This window comes from Pseudomonas sp. HLS-6 (assembly GCF_002753995.1).
Taxonomy (GTDB): domain Bacteria; phylum Pseudomonadota; class Gammaproteobacteria; order Pseudomonadales; family Pseudomonadaceae; genus Aquipseudomonas; species Aquipseudomonas defluvii.
This window is the reverse complement of record NZ_CP024478.1, coordinates 2038909-2060611: the sequence shown is the minus strand read 5'-3', so window position 1 is coordinate 2060611 and position 21703 is coordinate 2038909. Positions and strand designations below refer to the sequence as shown.

The 21703-nt window shown below is 56.3% G+C and carries 18 protein-coding genes and 2 pseudogenes; 8 read left to right on the top strand and 12 right to left on the bottom strand.

Annotation, left to right across the window (positions count from 1 at the left end):
• The 4 genes from cydB to CS390_RS09735 form a co-directional block, all read right to left on the bottom strand.
• Nucleotides 1-1137, bottom strand: coding sequence for a cytochrome d ubiquinol oxidase subunit II (gene cydB, locus CS390_RS09750; protein WP_070087344.1), 1137 nt, complete (start codon nucleotides 1135-1137; stop codon nucleotides 1-3).
• Complete coding sequence (locus CS390_RS09745) at nucleotides 1130-2701, bottom strand: cytochrome ubiquinol oxidase subunit I (protein WP_014753617.1); 1572 nt, start codon at nucleotides 2699-2701, stop codon at nucleotides 1130-1132. The genes cydB and CS390_RS09745 overlap by 8 nt, the downstream gene beginning before the upstream one ends.
• Complete coding sequence (cydP, locus tag CS390_RS09740) at nucleotides 2698-2988, bottom strand: cytochrome oxidase putative small subunit CydP (RefSeq protein ID WP_070087345.1); 291 nt, start codon at nucleotides 2986-2988, stop codon at nucleotides 2698-2700. Before cydP ends, CS390_RS09745 begins: the two co-directional genes overlap by 4 nt.
• 67 nt (nucleotides 2989-3055) lie before the next feature.
• Nucleotides 3056-4381, bottom strand: a complete 1326-nt coding sequence (locus CS390_RS09735; protein WP_070087346.1) for a sigma-54-dependent Fis family transcriptional regulator — start codon at nucleotides 4379-4381, stop codon at nucleotides 3056-3058.
• 235 nt (nucleotides 4382-4616) lie between these two features.
• On the opposite strand from CS390_RS09735, the gene CS390_RS09730 reads away from it, so the two are divergent.
• The 8 genes and pseudogenes from CS390_RS09730 to CS390_RS09695 form a co-directional block, all read left to right on the top strand.
• Complete coding sequence (locus CS390_RS09730) at nucleotides 4617-5495, top strand: MBL fold metallo-hydrolase (RefSeq protein ID WP_014753621.1); 879 nt, start codon at nucleotides 4617-4619, stop codon at nucleotides 5493-5495.
• A gap of 51 nt (nucleotides 5496-5546) precedes the next feature.
• A complete protein-coding gene (locus CS390_RS09725) occupies nucleotides 5547-7217 on the top strand; it encodes a bifunctional protein tyrosine phosphatase family protein/NAD(P)/FAD-dependent oxidoreductase (protein ID WP_070087347.1) in 1671 nt (556 codons plus the stop codon).
• Nucleotides 7218-7244: 27 nt separating this feature from the next.
• Entirely contained in the window at nucleotides 7245-8048 is an 804-nt protein-coding gene (locus tag CS390_RS09720; protein ID WP_041167218.1) for a sulfite exporter TauE/SafE family protein, read from the top strand.
• Nucleotides 8049-8557: 509 nt separating this feature from the next.
• Nucleotides 8558-8725 (top strand): annotated as a pseudogene (locus CS390_RS25645) (PAS domain-containing protein); the annotation flags it as partial.
• Between the two features lie 168 nt (nucleotides 8726-8893).
• Entirely contained in the window at nucleotides 8894-10012 is a 1119-nt protein-coding gene (locus CS390_RS09710) for a methyl-accepting chemotaxis protein (RefSeq protein WP_371918259.1), read from the top strand.
• A 36-nt stretch (nucleotides 10013-10048) separates the two neighbouring features.
• Nucleotides 10049-11740: a bifunctional diguanylate cyclase/phosphodiesterase gene (locus tag CS390_RS09705; RefSeq protein WP_099774189.1), complete on the top strand. Its 1692-nt coding sequence runs from the start codon at nucleotides 10049-10051 to the stop codon at nucleotides 11738-11740.
• Nucleotides 11741-11989: 249 nt separating this feature from the next.
• Complete coding sequence (locus tag CS390_RS09700; RefSeq protein ID WP_099774188.1) at nucleotides 11990-12259, top strand: hypothetical protein; 270 nt, start codon at nucleotides 11990-11992, stop codon at nucleotides 12257-12259.
• Between the two features lie 108 nt (nucleotides 12260-12367).
• A pseudogene (locus CS390_RS09695) lies at nucleotides 12368-12799 on the top strand (IS5 family transposase); the annotation flags it as partial.
• Nucleotides 12800-12953: 154 nt separating this feature from the next.
• On the opposite strand, the gene istB reads toward CS390_RS09695, so the two are convergent.
• From istB to CS390_RS09655, 8 genes are all read right to left on the bottom strand, one after another.
• A complete protein-coding gene (gene istB / locus CS390_RS09690) occupies nucleotides 12954-13754 on the bottom strand; it encodes an IS21-like element helper ATPase IstB (protein ID WP_099774187.1) in 801 nt (266 codons plus the stop codon).
• Nucleotides 13747-15237, bottom strand: coding sequence for an IS21 family transposase (gene istA / locus CS390_RS09685; RefSeq protein WP_099774186.1), 1491 nt, complete (start codon nucleotides 15235-15237; stop codon nucleotides 13747-13749). The genes istB and istA overlap by 8 nt, the downstream gene beginning before the upstream one ends.
• Complete coding sequence (locus CS390_RS09680; RefSeq protein WP_099773211.1) at nucleotides 15237-16772, bottom strand: IS66 family transposase; 1536 nt, start codon at nucleotides 16770-16772, stop codon at nucleotides 15237-15239. The genes istA and CS390_RS09680 overlap by 1 nt, the downstream gene beginning before the upstream one ends.
• Nucleotides 16773-16833: 61 nt before the next feature.
• On the bottom strand, nucleotides 16834-17160 hold the full coding sequence (gene tnpB, locus CS390_RS25280; RefSeq protein ID WP_145991801.1) for an IS66 family insertion sequence element accessory protein TnpB: 327 nt from the start codon (nucleotides 17158-17160) through the stop codon (nucleotides 16834-16836).
• A 5-nt stretch (nucleotides 17161-17165) separates the two neighbouring features.
• Nucleotides 17166-17483, bottom strand: coding sequence for a transposase (locus CS390_RS09670; protein WP_079761861.1), 318 nt, complete (start codon nucleotides 17481-17483; stop codon nucleotides 17166-17168).
• 263 nt (nucleotides 17484-17746) lie between these two features.
• Nucleotides 17747-17863: a DUF4276 family protein gene (locus CS390_RS09665; RefSeq protein ID WP_256587622.1), complete on the bottom strand. Its 117-nt coding sequence runs from the start codon at nucleotides 17861-17863 to the stop codon at nucleotides 17747-17749.
• A gap of 63 nt (nucleotides 17864-17926) precedes the next feature.
• A complete protein-coding gene (locus CS390_RS09660; RefSeq protein ID WP_099774185.1) occupies nucleotides 17927-20809 on the bottom strand; it encodes an SNF2-related protein in 2883 nt (960 codons plus the stop codon).
• 677 nt (nucleotides 20810-21486) lie between these two features.
• Nucleotides 21487-21690, bottom strand: a complete 204-nt coding sequence (locus CS390_RS09655; RefSeq protein ID WP_099774184.1) for a hypothetical protein — start codon at nucleotides 21688-21690, stop codon at nucleotides 21487-21489.
• Between the last annotated feature and the right edge of the window lie 13 nt (nucleotides 21691-21703).

The window sequence follows — 21703 nt, the reverse complement described above, 5'->3', positions numbered from 1 at the left end:
TTAGTAGGCAGAATGTTCGTTGGCTTTGATCTGTGCCACGGTGACCTTGCCGCGCATGACGCGATAGGCCCACGAGGTGTAGATCACGATCAGCGGCATGAAAATCAACGTTGCCCAGAACATGATTGCCAGGCTTAGATGGCTGGACACGCTGTCCCACACGGTCAGGCTGGCCGCCGGCACGGTTGATGACGGCATGACGAACGGGAACATGGACACACCGGCGGTGCTGATCACCCCGACCACCGCCAGCGACGAGGCGACAAACGCGGCGAGTGTACGGCGCATCAGCAGCAAAAGCGTGGCACCGACGGCGCCGGCCATGCCCAGCGCGGGCAGCAGCCACAACGCTGGATAATGGTCATAGTTGGCCATCCAGGCCCCGGCGTCGCGTACCACGGTCTTGTTGAGAATGTCCGGCAGCCCGGCGATGTCCACTACCGAGGTAATGCGATAGCCTTCGATCGACTGCAACCACACGCCAGCAATGATGAATGTGCACAGCAGCACCAGCGCTGCGCCGACCCCGCCCTTGATGGCGCGGGCCTGGATAACGCCTTCAGTGCGGTGCGCCAGGTAGGTACTGCCTTGCAAGGTGATCATTGCACTGCTCACCACACCGGTCAGCAGTGCGAAGGGGTTCAGCAATTGCCAGAAACTCCCGGTGTACGTCGATACCAGCATGTCATTGAAGTGGAACGGTACGCCTTGCAGCAGGTTGCCGAAGGCGATCCCGAACACCAGTGGCGGCACGGCCCCGCCGACGAACAGGCCCCAATCCCAGATGCTGCGCCATTTGGCATTGTGGATCTTGCTGCGATAGTCGAAGCCCACCGGGCGGAAGAACAAGGCCCACAGGACCAGAATCATCGCCCAGTAAAACCCGCTGAACGCGGTGGCATACACCACCGGCCACGCCGCGAACAGTGCGCCGCCGGCAGTGATGAACCACACTTGGTTGCCGTCCCAGTGCGGCCCTACGGTGTTGATCGCTACGCGTCGTTCCAGGTCCGAGCGGCCTACAAAGGGCAGCAAGGTGCCGACCCCCATGTCATGACCGTCCATGATGGCGAAGCCGATCAGCAGTACGCCGACCAGTGCCCACCAGATAATTTTCAGGGTGACGTAATCAAGCATGGTGGAGTTCCTTCAGGTTGGCATCGTGAGCATAACGGCCGGTTCTGAGGCTGCCGGGCCCTTGACGGGCGAACTTGACCATCAGGAACATTTCAACCACCAGCAGCACGGTGTAGAAAGCCACGAATCCAGCCAGCGAGCCATAGAGGTTATTGATGCTCAGGGTGGAGACGCTCATGTGGGTGGGCAGTACGCCATAGATGGTCCAGGGTTGACGGCCGTATTCAGCGACGAACCAGCCCAGCTCGCAGGCAATCCAGGGCGCAGGCAGCATGCAGAGTGCCCAGCGCAGCAGCCAGCGGCGGCGTGTACAGGCCGATTGCAAGGTGCTCCAGAAGGCCACCCCGAACAGCAGGAGCATGGCAAAACCAAGGGCGACCATGATCCGGAATCCCCAGAACATCGGCGTCACGCGCGGTACGGTATCGTTCACTGCCTTGTCGATAATCGCCGGTGTGGCCTGGTTGACATCCTCGACGTACTTTTTCAGCAGCAGGCCAAAGCCCAGGTCCGTCTTGTAGGCTTCGAAGGTGTCGAACGCCGCCTTGTCGGTGCGATCGGCCCGCAGGGCTTCAAGCGCATTGACGGCAGTAATGCCACGCAGAATGCGCTCGCGGTTTTTCTCTTTGATGTCATGAATGCCCGGGATCTGCTTGCTGACCGAGCGCGTGCCGATCAAGCCCATTACCCATGGCACGTCGACTTCCCAGTTATTTCTGGACTCGGCTTCATTTATGCTGGCCAGCAAGGTTAAGCCTGCCGGTGCGGGTTTGGTTTCCCACATGGCTTCCATGGCCGCCAGCTTGGTTTGCTGCGCCTCACCCACCGTGTACCCCGACTCATCCCCAAGCACGATGACGCTGAGCACCGAGGCCAGGCCGAAAGCCGCCGCCACCCGAAAACTGCGCTTGGCGAACTCGACATCACGACGCTTGAGCAGGTACCAGCTGGAAATTGACAACACGAACATCGAACCGGTGACATAACCGGCGGACACCGTGTGCACAAACTTGGCCTGGGCCACCGGGTTGAACACCACTGCCCAGAAATCGACCATCTCCATGCGCATGGTGATGTAACTGAACTCTGAACCCACCGGGTTCTGCATCCAGCCATTGGCGATCAGAATCCACAGTGCCGACAGGTTGGTACCGATGGCCATCAGCAGCGTGACAAGCAAGTGGTGCTCTTTCTTCAGGCGATCCCAGCCAAAGAAGAACAGACCGATCATGGTCGACTCAAGGAAGAACGCCATCAGGCCTTCAATGGCCAGCGGCGCACCGAAGATATCGCCCACGTAGTGCGAGTAATACGCCCAGTTGGTACCGAACTGAAATTCCAGGGTGATACCGGTTGTCACCCCCAGGGCGAAGTTGATGCCGAACAGCTTGCCCCAAAAACGCGTCATGTCTTTCCAAATGACGTTGCCGGTCATCACATAGACGCTTTCCATGATGACCAACAGCCACACCATGCCAACCGTGAGCGGTACGAAAAGAAAGTGGTAAAGCGCAGTGGCTGCGAATTGCAGCCGAGACAAATCTACCAGGTGTTCTGAAATCACTTGCTTGCCCCTTGAGTCAAGGTGGGTACTCCGAAACGGTTGCCGATAATGTTCGGGTCGACACTGACGTGCGAATCCCGGATGAACAGCCACCACAGCACTGTCAGCACCAGTAGTTTGATCACTACTGCCGTGAGCAGATGGCGTCGAAGTCGTTTGTCGAAAATGGTCATGACTTGCCAATATGCACACGGCATGCCAAGGGGTTGTTTTACTTTTTTATCTTTTAAAAACAGTGGCTTAGCGGTGATTTCTGGCAGGTGCGGCAGGCCTTGCCGGGTGAGCACGCTGCCAACCTGCCAGGGTGGCAGCGATTGGCAGTCGTTGGCAGTCGTGGGGCGTGAGGGCGATTGATCAGGCCAAACCTTGCTCTTTCAGTCGTCTGTACAACGTGCGTTCGCTAACACCCATGTGCCTGGCCAGTTCACTGCGGGTACCTTTGAAGGTGGCCAGTATCTGCGCCAGCGAGCTGCCGTCGAAAGGCGTTGAGGCGGGGGGCTGAGGCGATATCGCCACCGATGCCTGGGGCAAATGTGTGGAGCGGATCACTCCATCGTCAGCGAACAGACTGGCTCTTTCCAGCACATTGCGTAATTCGCGGATATTGCCGGGCCAGGAGTGCCGCTGTAGTTGTGTCAGAGCCTCCGCCTCTATTGTCAGCCGGCGCTTGCCGGTACTGGCACGTTGTAGAAATGAATTCGCAAGCAAACCAATGTCTTCAACCCGGTTGCGCAAGGGGGGCAACTGAATGGGGAAGGCGCTGATGCGGTAGTACAGGTCCTGCCTGAATTCTCCGTTCTCCATCATCTTTTCAAGGGGTTTGTGGGTCGCGGCAATTAACCTGAAGTTGGCGTGAAGGGTCTCGACACTGCCGACACGGCGATAGGTGCCCGATTCGATCAGGCGCAGCAGTTTCACCTGCATGGCGAGTGGAACGTCACCAATCTCATCGAGAAACAAGGTGCCGCCCTGGGCCGTTTCAACCAGTCCGGGCTTGCGCGTGGTGGCCCCGGTGAATGCCCCTTTTTCATGGCCGAATAGTTCGCTCTCAAACAGCGTTTCGGGCAATCCCGAGCAATCGACGACGACGAAGGGCCCCGTGGCTCGATCGCTGTTTTCATGTACGGCGCGGGCGAACAGCTCTTTGCCCGTACCGGACTCGCCCAGTAGCAGTACCGGCAGCATGGATGGGGCCACCCGCTGCAGTTCCGACAGGGCAAGGTTAAAGGCCGGCGAGCGGCCAACCAGGCCTTCGTTGCTGGGGCGCGCTGAGGCGCTGCGAACCTGCGTGAGACGCTCCACATAGGCAGTGATAACACCGTGGTCGTCCAGAATCGGGCGTAGTTCGACGTCGACGTGCTCCGGGCCGCGAGGCGTGTGGTGAATGTGCAGGACACGATCCGGTCCGCGCATTTCCTGCGCTTTTTTCATCGGGCAGTTCTCGCCCGCCTGATCACAAGGAACGTCGTAGTGGTGTGAGATTTGATAGCACTTATGGCCGATAAAGGGCTTGTCAGCGCTGCCAAACTGCCGCTGATAGGCCGTGTTGGCAGCCAGGATGTTGTAGTTCGGATCAAGCACGATCATCGGCTGTGGTTCGTGCTCAAGGAACGAAACCAATGATTGCACTTGATCCGAGTGCGGGAGTAGGTGGGTCGGGGTGGGCAAGTAAGTCTTCATCGTGGCTCCTGACAGTCCATTCATCCTGTTCTGGCACTGCCACCTCTGTCAACAGGCACTGCCAATGGCAGTGAATCCAGGTGAATACAGAAAAAACAAAACCGTACTGAAAAATAAAATCAATAAAATCAAGTAGATATGACCATATCTTGGCTCCGTTTGAGTCTGGCAGGCTTATTGCTATGTCAGTCCTCAGTGTGAGCGGCTTGGTAAAAGCCCCTAAGGAGACAGGCCAATGAGTGTAAAACTTCACGTCGAAGGATTCTTCGATCCTGCTACCAATACCGTCAGTTATCTTGTGTTGGATGAGGCGACCCGCCACTGCGCGTTGATCGATAGCGTACTGGACTACGACCCTAAGTCCGGCCATACCGGCACAACCTCTGCCGACAAATTGATTGCAAGGGTGAAAGAACTCAGTGCGAGAGTCGACTGGATTCTCGAGACTCACGTCCACGCAGACCACCTGACGGCAGCACCATACCTGAAGGAGAAACTTGGCGGGAAAATAGGGATCGGCAGCCAGATTTCGACGGTGCAGGAGGTGTTCGGCACGCTGTTCAATACCGCTGGCGAGATGCCCCGTGACGGAAGTCAGTTCGATCACCTGTTCGTCAATGACGAACCGTTCACCATCGGCACGCTGCAATGCCAGGCTCTCCATACACCCGGCCATACGCCGGCCTGTATGACTTATGTGATCAGCGACGGCACCGAAACGGCCGCATTTGTTGGCGATACCTTGTTTATGCCCGACTACGGTACTGCACGCTGTGACTTTCCCGGTGGAAACGCGCGCACGCTGTTCCAGTCAATCAACAAGGTGCTGAGCCTGCCGGCCAATACGTTGCTCTATATGTGCCACGACTATCAGCCAGGGGGCCGCGAGGTGCAATTCGTCAGCACCGTTGCAGACCAACGCGCGCACAACGTTCATGTGCGTAACGGGATCAGTGAGGAGGAGTTTGTGGCGATGCGCACTAAGCGAGATGCCTCGATGGACATGCCTACTCTGATCCTGCCATCGGTTCAGGTAAACATGCGAGCCGGGCACTTTCCTGAGCCCGAATCGAACGGGACGCGTTACCTGAAAATCCCGCTCAACGTCGCCTGACGTTGCATCCCCGAACAACCGATAAGAAACATACCTATAACGGAGACCCTCATGGACATTCGTTGCCTTGTGCCTGGACTGTCTGTATCAGAGCAAATTTTTCCCGACCAATTGGCTGGACTGAAAGAAGCTGGTTTTCGCGCCATTATATGTAACCGGCCCGATGGTGAAGGCAGCGATCAGCCCTTGTTTGCCGAAATCAAACGTTCGGCCCAAGCGATCGGTATTGAGGCGCACTACCTTCCTGCTGAATCAGGCAAAGTGACCGATGAGCAAGGTATTGCCTTCGGCAAGCTCTTTGAAACGCTTCCAAAACCGGTATTGGCCTATTGCCGTTCCGGTATGCGCTCGACAACGATGTGGGCACTGTCACAAGCGGGTCGACAACCCCTGCCATACATCGTTGAGACGGCCAAAAAAGCCGGGTTCGATATGAAAGGCGTCATTCGCCGGATCGCGAATCAGGGGCGCACGCCGGTCGAACTGGCCGAGGCGCAGCATGCCGTGGTCATCATCGGAGGCGGTGCGGCAGGTATCGCGGCTGCTTCCAGTTTGCTTGCACGAGAACCTGGACTCGACGTTGCCATCATCGACCCGGCCGATGTGCACTACTACCAGCCTGGCTGGACACTTGTCGGCGGTGGTGTCTTCGATGCGCCACAAACTGCCCGCACGATGGCCTCGACCATCCCTCGCGGTGTGCATTGGATCAAGTCGGCGGTCGCCGCTTTCGAACCCGAGAGAAATGCCGTCGTTCTTGAAGGGTGCAGGGTCGTCAAATACGAGCAACTGATCGTGTGCCCTGGCCTCAAGCTCAATTGGCATGCAATCGAAGGTTTGTCGGACACCCTTGGCCGCAACGGCGTGACTTCAAACTACCTGTATCAGCTTGCCCCCTATACGTGGGAACTGGTGCAGCAACTGCGGGGTGGCCGAGGCATTTTCACGCAACCGCCCATGCCGATCAAATGTGCCGGGGCTCCGCAAAAAGCCATGTACCTCTCTGCTGATCACTGGAAACGTACCGGTGTATTGGACAAAGTCGAGATCGAGTTTTGCAGCGCCGGCGCGGTGCTGTTCGGCGTTCCCGACTACGTGCCCGCACTGATGGAATACATCAAGGCCTATGGTATCGACCTGAATTTCGGCAACACCCTCACCAGCGTGAATGGGCCTGCGCGGACTGCGACGTTCAACTGCGTCAACCCGGATGGCAGCGCCCATCTTGTTACTCGAGACTTCGATCTGCTTCATGTAGTGCCACCGCAGATTGCGCCGGATTTCGTTCGGGTCAGCCCTCTAGCTGACGCAGCTGGTTGGATTGATGTCGACCCCGCCACTCTGCGCCATAAAACCTGGGTAAATATTCACGCGCTGGGAGACGCCGCCAACTCCAGCAACGCAAAAACCGCTGCAGCAGCCCGCAAGCAGGCGCCAGTCGTTGCCCACAATGTGTTGGCTGCAATGGGCAAAGCGAAAGGTGGCGCCCATTACGACGGTTATGGCTCCTGCCCGCTGACGGTTGAGCGCGGCAAGATCGTATTGGCTGAGTTCACCTATGGTGGAAAGGTCGCTCCCAGCTTCCCGTCCTGGCTGATTGACGGTACCCGGCCAACGAGGCTGGCGTGGCTGCTCAAGGAGCGACTTCTTCCTCCCCTGTACTGGAAGGGAATGCTCAAGGGCCGTGAGTGGATGGCGAAACCCGAGTTGGCTGACCTGTGAATCAGATCTGAAAGCAAGGAGACTGAGATGATCATCGTCTTACTGCTCGGGCTTACTGTTGGCGTTATTCTGGCGCTGACCGGCGCTGGCGGAGGAATACTGGCTGTTCCATTGCTGGTGTTTGGAGTGGGGTTGAGCATGGCGGAGGCTGGGCCAATTGGTTTACTGGCTGTCGGTTTAGCCGCGACCCTGGGTGCCGTGATGGGACTCAAAAATGGCACCGTCCGCTATAAAGCGGCGCTTTTAATTGCAGGTGCGGGGATCGTCTGTTCTCCACTTGGTCTCTGGCTGGCGCAGCGCACGCCTAACCGTCCGTTGACGATCATGTTTGCCATCGTGCTGATGTACGTTGCGTTCCGGGTCTATCAACGATCGCTCGCATGCTCCTCGGAGTCGAAGCCCCCCGTCACATCCAAACCACCGCCTTGTCAGTTGGACGTGAACCGAGGAAAGCTTAACTGGACGAGGCCTTGTGCATGGGCTCTCACCGTTTCCGGCATTGTCGCGGGTGGGCTCTCTGGCTTGCTCGGCGTGGGCGGCGGCTTTGTGATGGTGCCGGCGCTCCAGCGATACACCAATTTGACAGCACAGTCAGTGCTTGCAACGTCTCTAGCCGTTATTGCGCTGGTTTCAATTTCCGGCGTTGCTGCAAGCTCGGCAACTGGGCATTTGCAGTGGGCAGTTGCCATCCCATTTTCCATTGGAGCATTAGCCGGCATGATCTGCGGGCGCTTGGTCGCTGCCAAGCTGTCGGGGCCAAACTTACAAAAAGGGTTTGCCATCGTATCTGCAGTGGTTGCGGTGGCCTTGCTGGTAAAAGCTATTCGGTAGATCAAGTGGGCAGACGACTTACCCGCCTGTGCCGGCTGTCCTGAACGCCTTCAGCTAATCCATGATTGCCAGATCCGGCTGCGATGGTGCTTCTGCTGGTATTTATCTTGGCCGCACCGTTGATCCGCTTCCTGATCCGCTGCTGCGGAGCTGGATTGAACCTGGCGTCAAATGTCGACTCTGTGGATGGCACGCCGCCAATTATTGTCTGGTGCGGGAGAGGTGCGCCCGTGAGTCCGGATAACCAAGGCTTTGCCTTGGTTATCCAATAATCAGCGTCTGAAATCGGGCTTTTCGGCATCCCTAAGCCGCCCATTTCCGACTGATGAGCAACTTGTTCGGAGTTTCCTTAGTCACGCCTTATGGCATAATACCATTATTACTCATGGAGACTCATCTTGCGCTCGAACCTGCCTGTCACAACCGTTGAACAAATATTTCCAGTCCAGCAGCGATTGATCTCTGCCACGGATACGAATGGGAATATTTCCTATGTGAATGACGAGTTTATGAGAATAAGTGGCTATTCTCGTGAAGAGTTGTTGGGCAGTCCGCACAATTTGGTTCGTCATCCCGACATGCCTCCAGCTGTTTTCGGGCTGATGTGGGGCTATCTGAAGGCTGGCAAAAGCTGGATGGGTATCATCAAGAATCGCTGCAAGAATGGTGACTTCTATTGGGTCAGTGCGTATGTGACACCTATTCTCGAAGATGGCCGCTTAACAGGCTACGAGTCCGTTAGAGTCAAGCCGACTCGGGAGCAAATTGATCGCGCACAAAAGCTGTATGACCGGTTGCGTGCAGGTAAAAATTCCATTCCCCAAAATCGTCATTATGCGGCATTCATGAGGAGGATGGTCTTACCTGCAACTGCGGCTGCGTTGGCAATAGGTGCGGCTAGCGTGCTGCCAAGCCTGGCAGCACAAGCGGTAACTGCCGTGCTCTTTCTCGTTACAGGATGGTGGTCCTATACGCGGCTGGAACATCAGTTGAGTCATATCATGAAATGCGCCCCTGACGCTTTTTCAGATCCGATTAGCGCCATCACTTACAGCGATACGTATGGCCCTTCAGCGCAGTTGGAAATGATATTGATTAGTGAGGATGCACGCCTTAAAACCGCACTGACTCGGCTAAGCGATCTGGCCAGCCAAGTGGCTGAAGCCGCTGCGCATTCCTCCTTACTCTCGAACCAAACTGAAAATGCCTTGCTGGAGCAGCGAGCGGAAACGGACATGACGGCAGCCGCCATGACGGAGATGGCGGCCTCAATCAACGAAGTGGCAGGGCATGTTCAAAAAACCGCCATGGAAGCGCAAGCAGCAAATGAACTGGCTGAACAAGGTGATAAAGTCGCCGGTACTTCCCGTGAGGCCATTCAGTTGCTGGCCAGTACCGTCACGAATATCAGCACTGCTGTGGATTACCTTGCCAATGAAACCCAGCAAATTATGGCTGCTGCGGGGGTGATTCAAGCCATTGCTGATCAAACCAACCTACTCGCTCTCAACGCTGCAATTGAAGCGGCTAGGGCTGGTGAGCAGGGTCGTGGTTTTGCGGTAGTAGCTGATGAAGTCCGGGCCTTGGCCGCTAAAACCCGCGTATCGACTCAACAAATTCAAAGCGTCATTGAAACCCTTAAAAAAGGCGCAGATGAGGCTGTGAGCATTGCCAAACTCGGTATTCGCGAGGCCGACCACGGTGTACAGCAAGTTATAGAGGCGCAGTGTGCTCTCCAAGGCATTCGCGATGCTGTTGAACGGATCAGTGGTATGAGCCAGCAAATGGCAGCCGCTTCAGAAGAGCAGGCTAGTGTCGCTGAAGATATTGCTCGGCAGATTAATAACGTAGCGGGAACGGTTGAGAGAACAGCGAAGAATGCTAACTCCGCCGTGATTCGTGGCCGCGAACTTGAAAGTACATCCCGTGGTTTAAACTCGTTGGTTGAACGGTTCAACAGGTAGTGACCTTATGACTATTTTGGTGAATTAGGTTTATATATGAGTGCAAGATACCGTGCAGCGGTGGATGCGGCAGCTATTTTCTCGGAAACCGATAAATCCGGAATAATCACCTATGTCAATGAACAGTTCTGTGATATTTCTGGCTATAGCGCACAGGAGTTGATTGGGCAAAACCACCGCATACTAAACTCAGGGCAGCATCCCCCTGAGTTCTTTATTGATATGTGGAAAAAAGTTTCACGTGGGCAGGTATGGAAAGGTGAAATTTGCAACCGTAAAAAGGATGGCAGCCTGTATTGGGTAGCGAGCACCATTGTACCCATGTACGATGATGCCAGCCAGCGGGTGCAGAAATACGTTTCCATTCGTTTCGATGTGACCGAAAAGCGGAAGTTTCTGGAAACCTTGCAATGGCAGGCTGAGCACGACGAGCTGACGGGTCTTCCAAATCGTTTTTTGCTGTCCAAAGCGCTTGATCAGGCTATTGTCAAAGCAAAGAGCCAGCGCAGCACGGTTGCCGTGGGCATGCTTGATCTCGATGGGTTTAAGCAGATTAACGACCGCTATGGCCACGAGATAGGTGATCGTCTGTTAGTGGCGGTGGCTGATCGCCTGAAACATAGTATGCGTATCGAAGATACCGTAGCCCGTTTGGGAGGCGATGAGTTCGTGCTGATTTTGGGTGTGCGGGATCCCAAGGTGTTGGAAAGCGCCCTGCAGAGGCTTTTAGCTGCCCTTTCCGCCGTCTACATCATCGATGGCATAGGCATTAATATTTCCGCCAGTATCGGTGTGACGCTCTATCCAAACGATAATGAGAATGCCGATACACTGCTACGTCATGCCGATCAGGCTATGTATAAGGCCAAACAAAGTGGCCGTAACTGTTTCCATTTGTTTGATGTATCAAAAGATAAGATGGATAAATCAGCTTTTGATACCGTAATACGGGTTCGCCAAGCGTTACATGATGGTGAGTTATGCTTGCATTATCAACCAAAAATAAGTTTGAGCAGTGGGGCAGTGATTGGTTTTGAAGCACTATTGCGTTGGCAGCATCCGCGAGATGGACTTATATTACCGCAGTATTTTATACCGTTGATTGAGCAGAGCGATCTGATCGTGGAGATCGGCGAGTGGGTCATAGATCAGGCGCTCAGTCAAATAGAACAATGGGCGGACTTGGGTCATTCGTGGTCTGTGAGTGTAAACATTGCAGCAATACATTTCAAAAAAGAAAACTTTGTAAAGTCCCTAAAGTTTTTGCTGGACAGCCACCCAAATGTTTTGCCGCAGATGTTGGATATTGAGATTACCGAATCAGTGGTGATAGAACACTTATCACATGTCACTCAGTGCCTCATTGCTTGCCAGGATCTGGGTGTGACATTTTCGTTGGACGACTTTGGAACCGGGTATTCATCGCTGAGCTACCTTAAACAACTGCCCACGCAGTCAATCAAGATAGACAAATCTTTTATACGCGACATACTCATCGATAAAGACAGCTTGGGGCTGACTAAGGCGATCATCGGCCTAGCGAAATCGTTTAACCGCGAGGTTATTGCTGAAGGGGTGGAAACGGTTGAGCACGAAGTGTTGCTGATGAACCTAGGTTGTGATGTAGCGCAAGGCTATGGTATTGCGAAACCCATGCCGGTAGAAAAAGTGCCATCTTGGGTGGCGAAGTTTGTCCCTGCTCATTTATCTAGAGGGGGTAATAGATAAACCGCACCGTCCACGAACTGATTGCGTCGTCGCAACCTAGTGGATTGAGCGGTTAATTCATTTATCCACCGGTAACGATATACTGTGCGTCCAATGCCATGGATTGGTTATGCGCATGGCTCGACCGACTTTCCCCATTCGCTCGAAATATATTTTTTATGATACACTATCCCAGCTGTTTTTTCTGGATTAATGAAATAATTAATATTATCATAAACAACAAATCGATAATAATAAAGAGGATCATATATGTCGGATCAAGAGTTAATACTAGAGCAACTCCGTAGCGTGAATTATGATAAGTTAAGCAAACAAGATATCGTAACAATGCTAAATGCAGGGGAACAGACTCTAGAAAATATGGCAGCATCAAGAAAAACTGCCATTGATATAATAGCAGAGGCAATGAACCAAACAAAGAATACGCTTGAGGCACTTGATTATTCTGGAAAGGTAGAAGCTGAAATCAGGAAAAATCTCAGCATACTGAGAGAGCTACTGATGACTGGCGATCTATAGCCCCCTAGACTGGGCGAATTAGGGATTCTCCGATCAAGTCAGCACAGGCCATCTGACCTGTGCTGAAATAGCCCTCCGTCCAACTGCCTTCTACAAGTCCGCCATCCCATGAGTCAGATGAGCTTTTCCGATTTCGAGTACGCCGGCAAGCGCAAGCAAACCCGTCGCGAGCGTTTCCTGGCCGAGATGGAACAGGTGGTACCGTGGAGTGGACTGGTGGCGTTGATCGAGCCTCACTACCCAAAGGCTGGCGGTGGCCGCAAGCCTTATCCTCTGGAAACCATGCTGCGCATTCACCTGCTGCAGAATTGGTTCTCTTTGAGCGATCCCGCCATGGAAGAGGCGCTGTACGAGATCACTTCGATGCGCCAGTTCGCTCGTCTGACGCTCAGTGCTCCGATCCCCGAAGACACGACAATCATGAATTTCCGGCACCTGCTGGAGAAGCACGAACTGGCCTCGGGGATTCTGGAAACCATCAACAATTACCTGCGCGACAAGGGCCTGTCGTTGCGCCAGGGCACCATCGTCGATGCCACCTGTCGGCGCTGATTGAAAATTGACCCACCCTGCCGATTGAAAAATGACCCAGGGCTGCTTGCCGATTTAGACCCCGGCAATTGTGGATAAGCCTAGCAGTCGACAGCGTCGTAAAAGTGCTGACCCTGCACTCAGCAAGGCCAGCCCAAAGAGGTCAAAACGGGTCGTCCTCCGCCTCCTCGATATCCTGTCGCCTGCGCTCCCTCGCCTGGATCTTGGTCTTGGCCACTAAGGTGCTGTTTTGCAGGCGGTACGATTCATTCCCCGTCTCGACGATGTGGCAGTGGTGGGTCAATTGGTCGAGCAAGGCCGTGGTCATCTTGGCGTCGCCAAATACGCTCGACCATTCGGCGAAGCTGAGGTTGGTGGTGATGATCACACTGGTGTGCTCGTAAAGCTTAGAGAGCAAGTGGAACAGCAAGGCCCCGCCGCTCTGGCTGAAAGGTAGGTAGCCAAGCTCATCAAGGATTACCAGATCTGCACGCAGTAGTCCTCGGGCGATACGCCCTGTCTTACCCTCGTGCTTCTCACGCTCCAGCAGGTTGACCAGATCGACCGTGGAGTGGAAGCGTACACGCTTGTTGTGTTGGGTGATGCTGGCCACCGCCAGGGCGGTGGCGAGGTGCGTTTTACCGGTGCCAGGGCCGCCGATGAACACCACATTTTGAGCTGTGTCGGTGAAGGTCAGAGTGGACAGTTCCTTGATCAGCCGGGCATCAGCGCTGGATACACCGAAGTCGAAGCCAGCAAGATCGCGGCGCATGGGCAGTTTCGCCATATTCATCTGATGATGTACCGAGCGCACTGCCCGGTCGGCGTGTTCCTGATCGAGGAGATGCTCGATCAGCCATTTCGATGAGGCGGTGGTGGATTCACCTTGTGCGGCCAGATCTGCCCAGGCAGTGGCCATGCCGTGCAGGCGTAAGTCTTTGAGTTCCTCTGTAAGATCACGCATTGCGCACCTCCTCATCTGTGCTGCGCAACCGGTCATAGCGCGCGGTATTGGCGATAGGGGTAACTTTCAGTTGCAGGTTGGTTTCGACCGAGGGTGGTGCTTCACGGGCGGTCAGACGGGCCACGATATTGAGGATGTGGTCAGCGCTCAGGCTGCCAGATTCCAAAACCAGCTCAACCGCTACGAGGACAGCATCCAGGCCAGCGACGGGCACGGCGGCCAAGACCTGGGTCATGACCCGATCACCCTGTAGATGCCGCCGCAGCTCGCGCCTGAGCAGGCGTAGTGGCTTGGGTAGGTCGGCAAACGGGGCACCATTGCGTAGGGCTCCCGGTTTACGCTCAATGAGGGGGATATAGTGTTGCCAGTCGTAGCTGACCTGATCGCGATCAAACAGGCGCTCGTGGCTGGCAATCACACCATCATCGGCAATCACGACGATTCGCGAGGGATAGAGCCGACTGCTGACCCACTGGCCAACACGCTCACAGGGTACTGAATAGCGGTTGCGGGCCACGTTGATCAGACAGGTGCTGGAAACGCGAACCGTGCGCTCTACATAACCGTCGAAAGGCGTCGGCATCGGCATCATTTCGACGCGCTCCAGTTCTAAGACTTCTGCAACGGTGAGGCCGTTGTACTGCGGATGGATCAGCTCGTGCCACAGAGCCCGACAGCGCTGGGCAAGCCAGGCATTCAACTCTTCGAAGCTATGGAAGGTATTGTCGCAGGCAGACAGCCAGATGCGGCGCCGACTATCTTGGACATTCTTTTCGACGATACCTTTTTCCCAGCCGGACGCTACGTTGCAGAAGTCCGGGTCGAACAGGTAGTGCGAGCACATCACCATGAAGCGAGCGTTGACCGTGCGGCCTTTACCCTTGGAGACCTTGTCGACCGCCGTTTTCATGTTGTCGTAGATGCCGCGACGCGGCACGCCGCCCATGGCGGCGAATGAGCGGGTATGGGCATCGAACAGCATTTCATGCCCTTGGCTGGGATAGGCCACTAGCCAGAAGGCTCGGCTGGCACATAGCTTCATGTGCGCGACCTGGACACGTCGGAAAACACCGCCAATCAGCAGGCCTTCCTCGCTCCAATCGAACTGGAAGGCCTCGCCCAATGCGAACGCCAACGGCACAAATGCCCGTACCGCCTTGCCTTGCTCTCCGCGCCAATGACGAACGAAGGCAGTGAGCTGGCTGTAGCCGCCGTCATAGCCTTCAGCGCGGATCATGGCCAGCAGCGCCTTGGCACTGCGACGATGTTGCTTGGCCCTCAAGGCATCAGCCCGCAGCGCCTGCTCCAACATCTCGTGAAAGGGACTGAGCTTGTTGAACACGGCTCGACGCTGATAAACCGGCTGCTTGGACTCCGACGCTCTGACCCATTTTCGGATGGTGTTGCGCGACAGGCCGGTGCGCTTGGCTATCTCATGCAACGACAGCTTGTCGCGGAAATACATCCGTAAGCGAACGGGCATTACACCTTGCCGACGGATACCCAGCTGTGCGGCAGCAGCTCGGCCAGAGCGCTGGCCTTCTGCGTCGGCAGTCGCGTTAGCACATCCTTGAGATAGGCATACGGATCATGCCCATTCATCCGCGCCGACTGGATCAGGCTCATGATTGCCGCCGCCCGTTTGCCGCTGCGTAGCGACCCGGCAAACAGCCAATTGGAGCGACCTAGAGCCCACGGGCGGATCTGGTTCTCGACTTGGTTGTTGTCGATGGGCACAGCGCCATCGTCCAGGTAGCGCGTCAGCGCTACCCAGCGTTTGAGGCTGTAATCCAAAGCTTTCGCCGTGGCTGAGCCGTTGGGCACAAGATCACGCTGGGCCAGCATCCAGTCATGTAGTGCGTCGAGGAGCGGTGAAGCCTTTTCCTGCCGTATTCGCCAGCGTTCTTCATTGCTCATGTCGCGCACTTGGCGTTCGACTTCGTACAGCCCAGCGATAGAGTGCAGCGCCTGTTCGGCCAGTTGGCTTTTGTTCGCCGCGTGCAGATCGAAGAACTTGCGGCGGGCGTGAGCCATGCAACCGATTTCGGTGATGCCTTGCTCGAAGCTGGCCTTGTAGCCAGCGAAGTCGTCGCAGACCAGCTTGCCATTCCACTGGCCAAGAAAATTGCGCGCATGCTCGCCGGCACGGCTGGGGCTGAAGTCGTAGACCACGGCCTTCAGATCGGCGAAGGGCGTGGTGCTGTAGGCCCAGACGTAGGCACGGTGGGTCTTCTTCTCGCCGGGCGCGAGCATCGAAACCGGGGTTTCGTCGGCATGGATCACGCGCTGGGCAAGCACCGCTTCGCGCAGCGCATCGACTAGGGGCTGGAGCTGCACGCCGGTTTGCCCGACCCACTGTGCCAGTGTCGAACGAGCGATGGCCAGGCCGGCACGGCCAAAGATCTTCTCCTGCCGGTACAGCGGTAGGTGGTCGGCGAACTTGGCCACCATCACGTGAGCCAGCAGGCCGGCGGTAGGGATCCCCTTGTTGATCACCTGGGCCGGCACGGGCGCCTGGATCAGCGTTTCGCATTGGCGGCAGGCCCATTTCCCACGCACGTGCTGTTCGACGGTGAACACGCCCGGCGTGTAGTCGAGCTTTTCGCTGACGTCTTCGCCGACGCGCTGAAGCTGGCAACCGCAGGCGCACTGGGTGTTCTCCGGCTCGTGACGGATCACGGTGCGCGGAAATTGCGGTGGCAGCGGTGTGCGCTTGGGTTGTTGGCGTGGTTCGGCTGGGGTAACCGGAGGATTGACGGCTTTCAGCTCGGCCTCGATGGCGGCGATGTCGGTGTCGAGCAGGTCATCAAGCAGGCTGCCCTGATCAGGGCTTAGCTGCTCGCTGCGCTTGGCGAACTTGTGCCGTTTGAACCATGCGATTTCGTGGGTGAGCTGCTCGATGACTGTTTGATCGCGGTGGATCTTTTTGCCCATCGCATCGACTTGCGTGAGCAACTGCGCGGCCAGTGCGCGCAGCTGGTCAGGTGTCAGTTGGTCGAGATTGGGCGAGGAAGTCATGCCGCTGATTGTGCCAGAGCAGGCGGTCAGCGGAGATAAACCGATGGGCTAATGGCAGGTGCTACAGCACTGTGATCGCGCCGGCTGCGCCGACTCGCTGCCAGGGCAACCCCAGTACCAAAGCCTGAAGTTGCTCGGTGTCGAGTTCGACTTCCGAGCCGTGCCGGATGCCTGGCCAATGAAACTTGCCCTGGTGCAAGCGCCGCGCGGCGAGCCAGATACCCACGCCGTCATGCACCAGAACTTTCATGCGGTTGGCGCGGCGATTGGCGAACAGATAGGCGCAGTGCGGCTTCGCCGCACCGAACACCGCCACCACGCGGGCCAACGCGGTTTCAGTACCCGCACGCATATCCATCGGCTCGGTGGCGAGCCAGATACTATCCACGCGGATCACTGGGCGAGCCCACGGACAAAGCGGGCGCAACCTTCAGGATCGGAGGCTGGCCATTTCACCGTGACCGATTGCGCGCCCAGCGGTAGCTCGATAATCACCGCTGCTTCAGCTGGTCGTTTGGGCGTAACCCTCGCAGGAACGAACGCCGGCAACGCCGCTGGCAGTTGATCCCGATAAAGCGGTAGCCACTTGCGAATGACGTTGGCGTTGATGCCATGGCGTATGGCCACGCTGGAGACGGTCGCACCAGGTTGCAGGCACTCCTGAACAACCTGGGCCTTGAACGGTTTGGGGTAAGAGCTTCGTTGGCGCATGGAAATCCCGGCGATAAGGGCTATCGCGTCCGCTTAAAAATACGCGGACACCATCGCCCTTAATGCGGGATTGCGGAAGGTGACTTGGCTGGACGCTTACATACATCCGCCGAATTTTGCCCATCATCTCCATGCTGATCACCCTGTGTTCTCCTGCTCAAAAATTGAGCAGGTACAGTGGAACACCTGGGTCAGTTTTCAGTCAGCACAATGGGCGAAACTGGGTCAGTTTTCGGTCAGCGGCAACAATACAAGCGATTCAATTATTTCCAGCCACAGCGAAAAGTGCGGAAACCCCGCCCGTTCTCATCCAGTCCGATATCACCGGCGATCAGCGGCCCATGTAAGGTCTTCTGGTAGCCCTGCATGGCGGCAACGATACGCTTGGAAGGCGCAGTCTGCGGACTATCGTTGATGTCTTCCGGCGCGGTCGTCTCGGTCAGTCATTTCACCTCCCACTCTACACTGAACAAAGTTTCTTCCTGTACCTGCTGCTGTAGCTGCAGCTCCAACTGATCGATCAGCGCATTGCGATCTTCTTCGATCTCATCCTGTCGCGCATATAGCTCGCGGCGCAGCTTGCTGCGCTTGCCTTCCAGCTCGCGCTGCTGCTTCTGGTAGCCGAGCTTCTCCTCCAGAGTCGCCGCAGTTGCTGCGATACGGCGCAACTCCTTGATTTCACCATCAATCGTCTTGATTTCCTGCTCCAGCCCCAGCTTGAGATCGTCAGCCCAGGCGTCAAGCTTGGCGACCTCCTGCTCGAAGTAGCCCATGTTGCGCTGGTTGATCTCGCGTAACAGGTGGCTCTTGCGCTCTTCCAGATCCCCGGCCAGCAGTGCCGCTGCAGCACCACGCTCGCCCTGTTCCAGGCGTGCCGGCAGGCGCAACAGCTTTTCCGGATCATCTTCGGGAAGCGCCTGTCCATCCGCTGTCACCGCAGACACCACTAGGTGTTGCTCCAGGTTGCCCAGCGCCTCAACTGAGAACAGTTTCAAAGTTAGCCAGCCACGCAGGCCACGTAACGGCTCCAGAGCGCTAATCCGACTGCCATTGGCGGCATAATCGAACACCAGTCTGGCTGCGGGTTGCTGATCGAGCTGACGACTCTTGGCCTTTTTGATCACCCAAGCGGCTAGAGGGTGGCCGAGACGGTACAGATGCGACTCGCCGGTACGGCGCGGCAGTTCGTAACGCCCCAGGGCAATGCCAGCAGCGCTGCCTGCCGGTAGCTTATGCAGCTCGAAGCTGTCACCCCCGAAATGGGCATAATCATCCAGTTCGGCGCGGGTCAGGTCTAGCAGCAGGCGCTCGTAGCGATTGCGGGTAGCGCTGCTGTCCTCCGCCCGGATACGCAGCTTGTCCTGCACCTCTTCGTCGAAGTTCTCCAGCAATACCTGGCGGGTCTTGACCATCGCCTCGCTGATTTCCCCGGACAGTTGCAGCTGCAGCTGCTCGAAGCTGCGCTTGATCTCTTCGGGCTCACGGCAATTCTGGTAGATGTCGGCAATGCGGCGTTCAAAGTCGACACCGGAACCAATGGACCCCAGCACCTCATCGCTTGCGCCGAATACGCCCTCGAAGAGTTGGAATTTTTCGGCCAGCAGCTCGTAGACTCGCGCATCCGCTTCGTTACTGCGGTCGACGAAGTTCACTACCACCACGTCATGCTTCTGGCCGTAGCGATGGCAGCGTCCAATGCGCTGCTCGATGCGCTGTGGGTTCCAGGGTAGGTCGTAGTTGATCACCAGCGAGCAGAACTGCAGGTTGATACCTTCGGCACCCGCCTCGGTGGCGATCATGACGGTACCACGCTCCTTGAAATGCTCCACCAGCGCTGCGCGGGTATCGGCTGTCTTGGAGCCAGTAATGCGATCACCGCCCGCGTGGCGCTGCAGCCAGTCCTTGTAGATGCGCTGGGCCGTAGTATCTGTGTTGGTGCCATTGAACAGCACGATGCCATCGCCGTAGGGCGTATCGACCAGCAACGACAGCAGGTAATCCTGAGTGCGCCGCGACTCGGTAAAGATGATAGCCTTGCGGGCTGCTCCAAGGCGGTCGAGTTCGGCAAAGGCACGCTCTAGCGCGACCAGCAGCGCCTTGCCCTTGGCGTTCTCGCGGATGCTGGTGGCCAGGCTCTTGAAATGCTGCAGCTCAGCGATTTCAGCCGCGATGGCGTCCCGCTCACTAGCCGAAAGGACCACTGCCTCATCGTTATCCAGCTCTTTTTCGCTCTCGTCGGCCAGCTCATCGAGGCATTCGTAGTCTTCGTCCAGCGTTTGCGTAAGGTCGATGACTTCAGCCGCCTTATCGAGATTACCCTGCAGGCGTCTGGCCATGGTATCCAGCGCACCGGCGATCGCGTGAGTCGAAGACGCCAACAGTTTCCAGAGCACCAGGGAAATCAGTTGCCGCTGACCTTCGGGTAGGGCGTTGAGGTTCGGGCGGCGCAGATAGTCGGCCACCAAACCAGACAACTCGCGCTCCTCTTGACTGGGGGCGAACTCCTGAACAATCGCCCGTCTTGCTGTGTAGGGAACATACTGCTGCACTTGACGACGTAGAGTGCGCTTGCAGATGCTGCCCAGGCGCTGCCGCAAACCGCCAAAGGCCTGCGCCCTGTCGGTATTGACGAACTGGGCGCGGAAGCTGTCGACATCACCGAAAACCCGGTCATCGATCATACTCACCAGCCCGTACAGTTCGAGCAACGAGTTCTGCAGTGGAGTTGCAGTCAGTAGCACCTTGGAATGCACATGAGCTAATGCATCCTTCAGTGTCTTGCCAATGACGTTGTTGCTCTTGTAGACGTTGCGCAGACGGTGCGCTTCATCCAGCACCACCAGATCCCAGGCAATGGCCTTGACGTCCTTCGCCTTGGCTTTGGCGAACTGATAAGAGCAGAGCACCGGGCCATTGGCGAACACGAAAGGGTTTCCAACGCCTTGCTTGCGAAGCGCGTTGTAGCTCTTGGCTTCCAGAATCAGACCTTGCAGATTGAACTTGTCCTGCAACTCTTGGTGCCACTGCTTACGCAGATTAGCGGGAGCAATGATCAAGATGCGCCGTCTCCGTTCGGCCCAGCGCTGCGAGATCACCAGTCCGGCCTCGATGGTTTTGCCCAAGCCCACCTCGTCAGCTAGGATCACCCCGCGTGACAGGGGATTGCGGCAGGCAAAAAGCGCTGCATCGACCTGATGGGGATTAAGATCAACCTGTGAGTCGACAAGGGTCGAGGCAAGTGACTCAACCGAATCACCAGCCGCACGCCGAGTGAGCAGCCAGGCAATATAAAGGCGTTGATACTCGGTAAGAAGCATTGGTGCCATCGCAAACCCTTGATGAGCTTAGGTAACTGGCGAAATAAACTCGCACCTCAGAAATGGGGGGCGGGTGCCTGGTGTTGCCTGTCCGTTGAGACAGACGCAAATGGACGTCCAACACAACGGAGGCATGGATACATATAGGCACAATACAGAAAAGCCAATCTCAATTGGCAACCAATTGGCAACCAGATCGGTCATTGTTAGATCAGCCATCAAAAATGGCAGAAATAAAAAAATCCAAGCACCCGTAAGTGCTTGGATTTTCTAGGGATTTTTGGTCGGGACGGAGTGATTCGAACACTCTACCCCTTGCACCCCATGCGTGCATTGGTCATGGAAACCCTTTAAAAACAAGCTCTTGTGTGGCCGCTCGCTGCAAACGGTGCCGCACTGTGCTTTACCTGATGTAACGGATCCCCGAAAAAGTCCCCACGGGTTTCCGCCCCCTCTCCGGCGTCCTGCCGAACGAACACCACCCACTCTTACCGAGCATCACCCGAGATTGATCAGGCCTGCTCAGCCTCTGGGTTGCGAGTTGCCAAACGAAAGCAAACCTTCGTTTTTATGCGACAGCTATCCTTCAGAGGAGAAAACGAAACTATTCTTTCGATTCAATGGATAGCGCAGACCGAGACTTCGGCGGCTACCAGTTCGGCATCCTTCCAACCGTACACACCACCTCAGTGCAACGTACTTACCAAGCCACCCAGTACCCGCTGCTGGTACTCAATCACGGCCTGCATCAGCGACTCGACTTCAAGGCGAAGCCGCTCAACCTCTTCCTGGGGGAGAACGCCTTTGGCTTCGGTGTGTCGGCGCATTACATCCACTACCTGCTGCCATAACGGCTCACCGGCTTTCATCTTCTCTTCCAAGTCATCCATGACTGTGCCCCTC